The organism is Mesorhizobium sp. M7A.T.Ca.US.000.02.2.1 (assembly GCF_003996995.1).
Lineage (GTDB): Bacteria > Pseudomonadota > Alphaproteobacteria > Rhizobiales > Rhizobiaceae > Mesorhizobium.
Genome location: NZ_RZTT01000212.1, coordinates 1 through 10452 on the forward strand (window position 1 = coordinate 1; position 10452 = coordinate 10452).

Annotated in this window: 8 protein-coding genes and 1 tRNA gene; 5 read left to right on the forward strand and 4 right to left on the reverse strand. The window is 62.8% G+C overall.

Annotated features, from left to right (window positions below; translation table 11 throughout):
* Positions 1-765 (forward strand): DUF6504 family protein (locus EOD15_RS19795; RefSeq protein WP_348629428.1); only part of this gene is annotated, 765 nt, incomplete at its 5' end.
* On the forward strand, positions 762-4109 hold the full coding sequence (locus EOD15_RS19800) for an error-prone DNA polymerase (RefSeq protein WP_127408754.1): 3348 nt from the start codon (positions 762-764) through the stop codon (positions 4107-4109). The genes EOD15_RS19795 and EOD15_RS19800, both read left to right, overlap by 4 nt.
* A gap of 106 nt (positions 4110-4215) precedes the next feature.
* Here EOD15_RS19800 and EOD15_RS19805 read toward each other — a convergent pair whose 3' ends face one another.
* The 4 genes from EOD15_RS19805 to EOD15_RS19820 all read right to left on the reverse strand — a co-directional run bounded on the left by EOD15_RS19805 (position 4216) and on the right by EOD15_RS19820 (position 6821).
* Positions 4216-4455: a Trm112 family protein gene (locus tag EOD15_RS19805; RefSeq protein WP_013528775.1), complete on the reverse strand. Its 240-nt coding sequence runs from the start codon at positions 4453-4455 to the stop codon at positions 4216-4218.
* Positions 4456-4464: 9 nt separating this feature from the next.
* A complete protein-coding gene (locus EOD15_RS19810) occupies positions 4465-5136 on the reverse strand; it encodes an LON peptidase substrate-binding domain-containing protein (protein WP_023810888.1) in 672 nt (223 codons plus the stop codon).
* Positions 5137-5237: 101 nt separating this feature from the next.
* The gene (trxA, locus tag EOD15_RS19815; RefSeq protein WP_127320980.1) at positions 5238-6239 is read right to left on the reverse strand and encodes a thioredoxin; all 1002 of its coding nucleotides are present in this window, start codon (positions 6237-6239) and stop codon (positions 5238-5240) included.
* Between the two features lie 84 nt (positions 6240-6323).
* Positions 6324-6821, reverse strand: a complete 498-nt coding sequence (locus EOD15_RS19820) for a prolyl-tRNA synthetase associated domain-containing protein (protein ID WP_127320979.1) — start codon at positions 6819-6821, stop codon at positions 6324-6326.
* 245 nt (positions 6822-7066) lie between these two features.
* Here EOD15_RS19820 and EOD15_RS19825 point away from each other — a divergent pair.
* From EOD15_RS19825 to EOD15_RS19835, 3 genes are all read left to right on the forward strand, one after another.
* Positions 7067-7141 (forward strand) — tRNA-Gly (locus EOD15_RS19825).
* A 364-nt stretch (positions 7142-7505) separates the two neighbouring features.
* Positions 7506-9383, forward strand: coding sequence for an adenylate/guanylate cyclase domain-containing protein (locus EOD15_RS19830; RefSeq protein ID WP_127320978.1), 1878 nt, complete (start codon positions 7506-7508; stop codon positions 9381-9383).
* Positions 9384-9519: 136 nt separating this feature from the next.
* Positions 9520-10452 (forward strand): hypothetical protein (locus tag EOD15_RS19835; protein ID WP_127408755.1); only part of this gene is annotated, 933 nt, incomplete at its 3' end.

Here is a 10452-nt window from a genome sequence, read left to right on the forward strand (position 1 = left end):
GGTCAGGGTGACGGGTTCGGCGAGGGTGCCAGGACACTGGCGCTGCTGCTCTTTCGCGTCGACGGCGCCGTCAGCCGCATCGCCATCGGCACCTCGCGGCCGATGCGCGAACCCATGCTGATCCAGAAACTGTTCCATGAGAGGCTGGCCGCGCTCGAGCAGGATATCGATGCCGGCTATGGTTTCGATCTGGTGCGGCTCTCGGTGTTGGCGGCAGCCACCTTCGACATGCAGCAGGCTGATCTGACTGGTGAAACGATCGACGATGGCGCCGATATCGCGCTGTTCGCCGACCGCATCCGCGCCCGGCTCGGCGAGGGCGCGGTTCTCCGGCCGGTCGCGGTCGAGAGCCATCTGCCGGAGCGTGCTGTCGCCACGATCCCCTTCACCGAAGCGCCGCGCCGGACCACGCCGCCGAAAAAGCCCGGCAGGCTGCAGGCGCCACAAACCATTTTTCCGCCGGAACGGCCAATCCGGCTGTTCCGCTCGCCCGAACCCATCGATGTGCCGGCCACTGAAATGCCGGAAGGACCACCGCTGCACTTCCGCTGGCGGCGCGCGCTCTACCGGGTCACGCGCGCCGAAGGGCCGGAACGCATCGCCGCCGAATGGTGGCGGGAAGCGCCAAGCGACGAGGCGGCATCGACGCGCGACTATTTCCGCATCGAGGATGCCGATGGCCGCCGCTATTGGCTCTACCGGCAAGGTCTTTACGGCAACACGCAGGTACCGCCGCGCTGGTTCATGCATGGTGTCTTCGCATGAACGCGCTGACCGTCATCCCCTATGCCGAGTTCGGCATCCAGTCGAATTTCTCCTTCCTGCGCGGCGCCTCCAAGCCGGAGGAGCTGGTGGTCGCGGCCAAGCTCCTGGGCTTCTCCGCGATCGGGCTTGCCGACCGCAACACGGTGGCCGGCGTGGTGCGCGCCTGGCAGCAGGCCAAGGTCGAAAAGCTCTCCTATCACCCCGGCTGCCGGCTGGTTTTCGGCGACGGCACGCCGGACATCCTCGCCTATCCCCAGGACCGCAAGGGCTGGGGACATCTGTGCCGCATGCTTACCCAAGCCAATCTGCGCGACGAGAACGAAAAAGGCGCCACCCTTCTCCAGCGCGGCGACCTCCTCGAATGGGGTGACCTGATGTCGCTGGCGGTCCTGCCCGGTCTGTCGGCGGGCGCGGAAGATAGTCTTCCCCTGCTTGGAGACCTCAAAGGCCGCTTCGGCAGGAACCTGCGGCTTGGCGTTTCGCCCGACTACGCCGGCAATGACCGTTTCCGCATCGAGCAGGCCGCGGCGCTTGCCGAGAGCGTCGGTATTCCGCTGATGGCGACCAACGACGTTCTCTACCACACCGCCGAACGGCGCCCGCTGCAGGACGTGCTGACCGCGATCCGCCTCAACACGCCCGTCGCCGAGGTAGGGCTGCAACTCAGCGCCAATGCCGAGCGTCATCTGAAGCCGCCAATGGAGATGGCGCGCCTGTTCCGCAGGCATCCGCAAGCGCTGGCCGAGACGCTGCGGTTTGCGGAAGAACTGACCTTTTCGTTGAGCGACCTTCAGTACAATTATCCGGACGAGCCGACGGAATCGGGTCTTGGCCCACAGGCTGAACTGGAGCGGCTGGCGCGGGAGGGAGCGGCCAACCGCTATCCGGCGGGTGTGCCGGATTCGGTGACCAGGCGCATCGAGGAAGAGCTCGCTTTGATCGAACGCCTCAACTATGCCCGCTATTTCCTGACTGTCTACGACATCGTCAAGTTCGCGCGCAGCAAGGATATTCTCTGCCAGGGACGTGGATCGGCCGCCAATTCGGTCGTCTGCTTCTGCATCGGCATCACCGAAGTAGGACCGGAAAAAATCGATTCGCTCTTCGAGCGCTTCATTTCCGAGGAGAGAAACGAGCCGCCGGATATCGACGTCGATTTCGAGCACGAAAAGCGCGAAACCGTAATCCAGTACATCTACGAGAAATACAGCGGCAAGCGCACGGCACGTGCGGCCGCCGTCATCAGCTATCGCGGCCGTTCGGCGCTGCGCGAAGTGTCGAAGGCGATGGGCCTGTCCGAGGATGTCAGGGCATCGCTTTCCGGCTCGATCTGGGGTTGGTCGACATCGGAGCTTGGCGAGAAGGAAGCCCGCGCCGGCGGCCTCGACCGCACCGATCCGGTGTCGAGGCACGTGATGGAGCGTGCCAATGAGATCATGGGCTTCCCCCGCCATCTGTCGCAGCATGTCGGCGGCTTCGTCATCACCAGGGACCGGCTCGACGAGATCGTGCCCATCGTCAAGACGGCGATGGACGAGCGCAAGATGGTCGAATGGGACAAGGACGATCTCGACGCGGTGAAGATCCTGAAAGTCGACGTGCTGGCGCTCGGCATGCTGACCTGCCTCCAGCGCGCCTTCACCTTGCTTACTGACCACTATCCAAAGGCGCGAGACAAATACGGCCGACCTTATGTGCTGGCCACCCTGCCGGCAGAAGACGCCCGGGTCTACGATATGATCTGCCGTGCCGACACATTGGGCGTCTTTCAGATCGAATCGCGGGCGCAGATGTCGATGCTGCCGCGCCTTGAGCCGAAAACCTTTTATGACCTTGTCATCGAGGTGGCGATCGTGCGGCCGGGCCCGATCCAGGGCGACATGGTCCACCCCTATCTGCGCCGCCGGCAAGGCAAGGAAAAACCCGAGTATCAAAAACCGGAGCTGGAGGCGATCCTCAGCAAGACACTAGGCGTACCGCTGTTCCAGGAGCAGGCGATGAATATCGCCATCGTCGCCGGCGGTTTCAAACCGGGGGAGGCCGATGAACTGCGCCGCGCCATGGCCACCTTCAAGCGCACCGGCACCATCGGCAATTACCGCGACCGTATGATCAATGGCATGGTCGGCAAGGGCTACACGAAGGACTTCGCCGAGCGCTGCTTCAAGCAGATCGAGGGCTTTGGCGAATATGGCTTTCCCGAAAGCCATGCCGCTTCCTTCGCCCTGCTCGTCTATGCCTCCTGCTGGTTCAAGACCTTCTATCCCGACGTGTTCTGCGCCGCGATCCTGAATTCGCAGCCGATGGGGTTTTACCAGCCGGCCCAGCTCGTGCGCGACGCAAGCGACCATGGCGTCGACATTCGCGATGTCGACGTCAATTTTTCGATGTGGGATTGTACGCTGGAGAAAGCACCTTTCGATCCGGCCCGTATCCTCCCGCGCCATGCCGACATGCGCGGCGTCATCGAGACGAAGCATGCCGTCCGGCTCGGCTTCCGCCAGATCAAGGGCCTGTCGAAGGAGCGCATGGCGGCTTTCGTCGAACAGCGCGGCTCAGGCTACGTATCCGTCCGGGATGTCTGGTTGCGCTCCGGCCTCGATGTCGGCGAGATCGAGCGGTTGGCGCAGGCCGACGCCTTCCGTTCGCTCGGCCTTGATCGTCGCGAAGCCTTGTGGGCGGTGCGCGCACTCGACGGCAAGAGCGCCGCCGAAAGGCTGCCGCTGTTCGACCAGCCGGCGCTTCGCCTGCGCGAGCTGGAGCCCGAGACGAAGCTGCCGAAAATGCCGCTAGGCGAGCATGTCATCCATGATTACCGCGCGCTCGGCCTGTCGCTGAAGGCGCATCCGGTCGCCTTCCTGCGCGAGCGGCTCGACCGCGCCGGCGTCATCCCCAATGCGAACCTGCCTTCCGTGCGTGACGGCAGGCGCGTCTCCGTCGCCGGCCTCGTGCTGGTGCGGCAGCGCCCCGGCAAGGGCAATGCGATCTTCCTGACGCTGGAGGACGACAAGGCGGTGGCCAACGTCATCTTCTGGCAAAGAACCTTCGACCGTTACCGGCCGATCGTTATGGGCGCCCGGTTCGTCAAGGTCACCGGAAAATTGCAGTCGGAATCGGGCGTGGTCCACATCGTTGCCGAAAGGATCGAGGATTTGACGCCCTGGCTGACCGTACTCCTGGAGAAGGTCAGCGGGGCCGCACCAGCGGTTCCTCCGAGAGACCTCGCCAAGGACGGTTCGGATCGCTCCAGCCCCGCCAAACAAAGCGCACCGATCCGGCAGGATCTCGCAACGCTGTCGGAAGAAGCGGAAAGGGTCATGCCCAAGGGGCGCAATTTTCAGTAGGGAAGGCCATGGCAAAGGCGGAACGAAAGCGGACGTCGGCGATCCTTCGCGCCCCCCGCTGTCCCGCCAGCCTTCGGCAAATTGGCGGGTATAAGAAACGTGCCCCTCAGCCCGGCCCACCCAAGCGTGGCGGCGGCGGGGCGAGCACGTCCTCCACCGAAAGCGTCCGCGCCTCGGAGGGCAGCATGATCGGGATGCCGTCACGCACCGGATAGGCAATCTTGGCGACCCTGGAAATCAGTTCGCCGCGCTCTGGATCCCAGGCCAGCGGCCCCTTGGTCAGCGGGCAGGCCAAGAGTTCCAGCAGCTTGGGGTCGACCTTCTTCCCGTCACGTCCGTCCGCCATCGCGCCCTCTTACTGCAAACTCGAGCCAAAATCCTCATTCTCGCGCGCCAGTGCCATTTCGGTGATGGCGATCAGCGTCTCCGCCCGGGTCTTCAGGTCGGCTGCTTCGAGCAGCGCCTGTTTCTCGGCCGGCCCGTAGGGCGCCATCATCGACAGCGCATTGACCAGCATGGCATTTTCGGCGCGGCTGACGCTTTCCCAGTCGGCCTCCAAATCGTTGGCCTGCAGATAGGCGCGAAACGCCTTGAGCAGCGATGGCCGGTCGATCTCGTTGTCCGCCTGATCCTCGTCGAGATCGGCAAGGAAAGGCGCGGGCTTGCACTGGCGAAACGGCGTCTTGACCGTCAATTCGTGAGCGATGCGGAACCGGCACACGCCCTGCAGCGAAATCAGGTAGCGGCCGTCGCCACTTTCGGAGAAGGCGATGATGCGCCCGGCGCAACCGACATTGCAGAGCTCCGGCTCGCCATCGCCGCGCAAGGCGCCATCGAGACTGGGCTGGATGACGCCGATGAGCCGCGAGCCGGCAATCGCCTCGTCCACCATCTGCAGATAGCGCGGCTCGAAGATGTTGAGCGGCATGCGGCCTCCCGGCAGCAAAAGCGCACCCTCGAGCGGAAAGATCGGGATCGTCGACGGCAAATCCTTGGCGAGCCGGTAATGCGCGTTTCCCGCTTGCACCATATTCCTCCGATCGCTTCACCAGAAGCGCGTCATACCAGCTAATCTGGCGCAGTCGTCGCCGACGCCAAGCCCGTGCGGCAAAACAACCGGCAGCCGGCTCAGGAGAACAGCAGAGCCGACAATTTGCGGCGCGCCGCCAGCGTCGCCTCGTCGGTCATGCCCCAGGCCTCGAACAGCTGCAGCAATTGCGTCCTGGCGCCGTCCTCGTTCCAGGCCCGGTCGGCCTTGATGATGGCCAGCAGATTGTCTGCGGCCGCGGTGCGGTCGCCATTGGCGTTCTGGATCATGGCCAGATCGAAGCGCGCCTGGTGATCTCCGGGATTTTCCGCCAGCCGGCGCTCGAACTCGGCTGGATTGCCGAGAGCCGCCGCCTGCGCCGCAACCGCCATCCTGGCGCGCAGGGCTGCCAGCGGCGGCGCATCCTTCTTGGCCTCCGGGGCTGTTGTCAAAAGCGCCTCGGCGCCTTCCGTGTCGCCGGCGTCGAACAACAGTTCGCCCAGTCCGGCGATCGCCTCGATCGTCTCCGGCGCCTGCGCCAGGATGGCGTCATAAATGTCGGCCGCGGTCTGCATGTCGCCGGCGGCGCGCGCCTCAATGGCCGCGGCCAGGGCTTCAGCCACTGGCGGCGCGCCATTGTCCTTGCCGCCGACCTTGGTGATGAATTCGTTGATCTGGCTCTCCGGGATGGCGCCCATGAAGCCATCGACCGGCTGGCCGTCCTTGTAGGCGATGACCGCCGGGATAGACTGGATGCCGAGCTGGCCGGCGATCGAGGGATGGTCGTCGATGTTCATCTTCACCAGCTTGACCCTGCCGCCGGCGGCCTTGACCGCCTTCTCCAACTGCGGCGTCAACTGCTTGCAAGGCCCGCACCAGGGCGCCCAGAAATCGACCAGCACCGGCTGGCGGCGCGATTCCTGGATGACATCGGCGGCAAAGGCAGCCGTCGTCGTGTCCTTGATCACATCGGCGGGAGCGGCGGGCGCATCGCCAAGCGCGACTTTCGCCGGCGCCGGCGCGGCTCCACCATACTGTACCGAGGTGTTGTACTGGCCGCCATTGCCGCCAAAGGAGCCGCCGAACGGATTGTTGTCGCTCATCTCTCTACCCTTCCGTGGCGCCGCCGGCCGGCGGCCAGGCGCCCTATGCTTCAGACCATCTGACTCAAGCCATCCATGTGGCGATCACATGGAGACTTTCAAGATAGCAGCATCGTGCCCGGTTGCCTCGACGAATCTGACCAGGTCGCGCGCCGCGATCGATGTCGTCGCCTCATTGGTCAGCGGATGCCCATTGATGACCGCATGCTCCATCAAATCCTTGTCGAGCACGAGCTTGACCCTGTTTGCCGTGTCGTTGATGACGCCGAAGACCGTGACGGCGCCCGGTGTGACGCCGAGCAGCTCCATCAGCATCTCCGGCTTGCCGAAGGAAACCCGGCTGGCGGCGCCGATCACCTGGTGGATCTGCTTCAGGTCGACGACCGCGTCCTCGCCGACGGTGACCAGGAAGAAATTGTCCTTCTTGTCCTTCAGGAACAGGTTTTTCGTGTGCCCGCCGGCGATCTCGCCGCGCAGTGCCTGCGAATCGGCGACGGTATAGAGCGGCGGGTGGCGCTTCGTCGACGTGGCAATGCCGAGTTCGGCAAGAAAGGCCATCAAATCGGCTTCGGTCTTCGGCATCGGTTTCGTCCCGTTTCTCAAGCCAGCCGTTTACGGCCAATGGGGCAGCCGACACAAGACCGTCATGCGACATCATGGTGAGCGGCACCGCCCTTCGCGCTGGCGCCCCGCCGCCCGCCACTCACGCGCCCGCCGGCGGCTTGCCGGCCCCGCGCATCGTGTCGCAAAAAGCCTGCGATTTCCCTGTTGCAATCGCCGCGCTCTTCAGCCATATAGGCCCGGCTTGCGGCCAAGACGCCGCGCGAGCGGGTGTAGCTCAGGGGTAGAGCACAACCTTGCCAAGGTTGGGGTCGAGCGTTCGAATCGCTTCACCCGCTCCAAATCTTCTTAAGATTTGAAAAGCATAAAGGGCCCGGGTAACCGGGCCTTTTTGCTGTCTGGCGCCGGGGAGCGGGGGGGGACGACGTTTCCAGCCGAAGCCGGGAACGTAGGGCTGCCCATCCGACCTGGGTGTTGAGCCTCAACAGGTTGTCAGCGGGTAGAGCGAGGCGGCTCCGGAATTTGCGTCTAGGGCGATCGATATGCCATGGATAATCGGCCAACGGCTTTCGCTTCCATTTCGCGACCCTGACGGCCGAGACCGCGAATCGGGCGCGAGCGACCTCCAGCGGCGTTGGCGCCGAGCAGGTAAATCAGCTAGAACTAACTCAGGCGGAACAATTGTCTGCGATTTCAGGAGACGACATGTCCGAGGAGCATGTTGAGCGTCGGCTGGCGGCGATCCTGGCCGCGGATGTGGTCGGCTATAGCCGTCTTATGGAGGTCGACGAAGAGCACACGCTCAATCTCCTTCGGCAGCATCGACGGGAGTTCTTCGATCCGACCGTCACCAAGCACGGTGGGCGCATCTTCAAAGTGATGGGTGACGGCTTTCTGGTCGAGTTCGGCAGCGTAATCAATGCGGCGCGCTGCGCGGTCGAGATCCAGCGCGGCATGCCCGAGCGGAATGCCGGCATCCCCGAGGACCGGCATTTCAAGTTTCGCATGGGCATCAACCTTGGCGACATCATCGTCGACGGTGATGATTTCCAGGGCGACGGTGTCAATCTTGCGGTGCGGCTGCAGGGCCTCGCGATGCCCGGCGGCATTGCCTGCTCGGAAGCGGTGCGCCATGCGGTCGGCAACAAGCTGGGCGTCGACTTCGCCGATCAGGGCACCAGGACCGTCAAGAACATTGCCCAGCAGGTGCATGTCTACTTCGCCAACTGGGACCAGGGCGTGCCTTATGTCGAGACGCATGTTGCGGCCAGAACCGTCCAGACGCTGGTGCGGTCCGACAAGCCGTCGGTGGCGATCCTGCCATTCGCCAATCTTAGCGCTGATCCCGACCAGCAGTATTTCAGCGATGGCATCACTGAAGACATCATAACCGACCTCTCGAACGTCTCCGGCCTGTTCGTGCTCAGCCGCAATACAGTCTTCGCGTTCAAGGGCAGGACCGACAAGATGGAACGCATCGCCAGGGAGCTTGGCGTCGGCTACATTGTCGAGGGCAGCGTCCGCAAGGCGGTAAACCGGGTCAGGATCAATGCCGAGTTGATCGAGGGCGCCACGGACGGACACGTTTGGGCTGCCCGCTACGACCGCGACCTCACCGACATCTTCGCCGTGCAGGACGAAATCGCCAAAGCGGTCGTGGCGCAGCTCAGGGTCAAGCTCCTGCCTGAGGAGAGGAAAGCTATCGAGCAGGCGCCGACAGACAATGTGGAAGCCTATACGCATTACCTTCGAGGGCGCGATTACAGCCACATCGCGACCAGAGCCAACCACCTGATGGCCAGACAAAGCTATATCAGGGCCATTGAGCTCGATCCGGGATATGCCCGTGCCTATGCAGGTCTGGCGGTCTGCGACGTACGCCTTCAGTCGAACTACGGCTCACCGATCCATGTGGACGACATTCTCGCGACCGCGGACAAGGCCCTAGCCCTGGACGCGAATTTGGCCGAAGCGCATTCAGCCAGGGGCTTTGCCCTGTCCCTCGCCGATCGCCGTTCCGAGGCTGCGGCGGCGTTCGAACAGGCTCTTACGCTCGACGCCAATTGCCACGAGGCCAATCGTTACTATGCCGAGTTTTGCGTAACCGGCGGCCAGTTCGAGTTCGCCGCCACGTACTTCATGCGCGCGATGGAAATCAAACCGTCCGATTACGGCGCACCGGTCATGCTGGTGAACGTCTTTCGTACTCTCGGCCAACAGAACGACGCGGAGCTTTATGCACGAATCGCATTGGAGAGAGCTGAAGAGGAACTCCGTTTGCATCCCGAGAACGCCAATTGTGCCTGCCTAGGGGCTATCGTGCTGGCCTTCCTTGGTGAACGCGATAGGGCGGCCAAGTGGCTTGACCGGTCTCTGGCGATCGACCCTAACGATATCAACGTCCAATACAACGCAGCTTGTACCTATGCGTTGCTGGGGGAGTTCGAACGTTCGATCGACCTTTTGGAAGCGTGGCTGCCGCAGGCTGGCGCCGAGATGAGACTCTGGTTCAAGAACGATTCCGATTTCGCCTCTGTTCGTAGTCATCCTCGCTACCAGAAGTTGCTCCAGCTGCTGCAGTAGCGATACGCATTGTTCTTGAGTCAAATTGTCGCCGATAATCAAGAATCGGCCTTCAGGAAGATTTACCCGACAAACCAACGCCCTCGCCATCCCGCGGATATTATGTTATGCTACTAATATAACCGAGAGGTGGGGAATGGGTACCCGGTTCAGGTTGTTCGTTCAGCCTCCGTTCGAAGACCCTACGTCAAGTCCCGAGATCATTACGGTTTCGTCCCCGCGAGGCAGTGTCGGACCTGGCCCATCCGACGATCGCATGTATGTCGTCGAGCCGGCCGACAAGATGCGGCCCTATGGCGTCAACCACGGTCCGTTGGGCACGCCCTTCATCTCCCTGCCGCCCTGGACGCGAGCTATCCTCGATCCGGCCATTCCCGACGAGGAAGGCAACTTCGATCACTATCAGCCCTCGACGCCCGGCTTCGAAGCAGCGCACGCGTTCGGATGCGTGCGCTTCACGCTCGACGTTTGGGAGCGTTACATCGGCCAACCGCTCGTCTGGCATTTCCACGATCACCACGACCGTCTGGAAATCTCGATCCTGCCGGATTGGGACAACGCTCAATACGGCTATGGCTTCCTCGAGCTCGGCAGCCAATTCACGAAAGACGGACGCGCGCTCCCCTTCAGCCTCGACTTCGATATTATCGCGCATGAGGTTGGCCATGCGTTCGTCTACAGCGTCCTCGGCATACCCAAGCCGGGAGCTGAGTTCCCCGAATATCTGGGCTTTCAGGAAGCCTTTTCCGACTGCGTTTCGTTGATCGCGGCCATGCATTTTCCATCCGTGATCGAAAACGTTCTGACGGTGACGCGTGGGAACCTCTACATCGCCAATCAACTCTCTCGCTTTTCGGAATTTTCACCGCACCGCCAGATACGCGAGGCCAACAACAAGCTGACAATGGCCGATTTCGCGGACGGCTGGACCGACGAGCATGCCTTGTCGCAACCTCTAACGGGTGCCGTATTCGACATTCTGGTCGATGTCTTTCACGAGAGCTTGGTGGATCGAGGACTGATTTCGCCGGAGGCCGAAGATCTTGCCGACCTCGCCGAGATCTACCCA

Coding starts and splice junctions, on each gene's coding strand:
- EOD15_RS19800 (WP_127408754.1), top strand. CDS start 762: ATGAACGCGCTGACCGTCATCCCCTATGCCGAGTTCGGCATCCAGTCG.
- EOD15_RS19805 (WP_013528775.1), bottom strand. CDS start 4,455: ATGGCGGACGGACGTGACGGGAAGAAGGTCGACCCCAAGCTGCTGGAA.
- trxA (WP_127320980.1), bottom strand. CDS start 6,239: ATGAGCGACAACAATCCGTTCGGCGGCTCCTTTGGCGGCAATGGCGGC.
- EOD15_RS19820 (WP_127320979.1), bottom strand. CDS start 6,821: ATGCCGAAGACCGAAGCCGATTTGATGGCCTTTCTTGCCGAACTCGGC.
- EOD15_RS19830 (WP_127320978.1), top strand. CDS start 7,506: ATGTCCGAGGAGCATGTTGAGCGTCGGCTGGCGGCGATCCTGGCCGCG.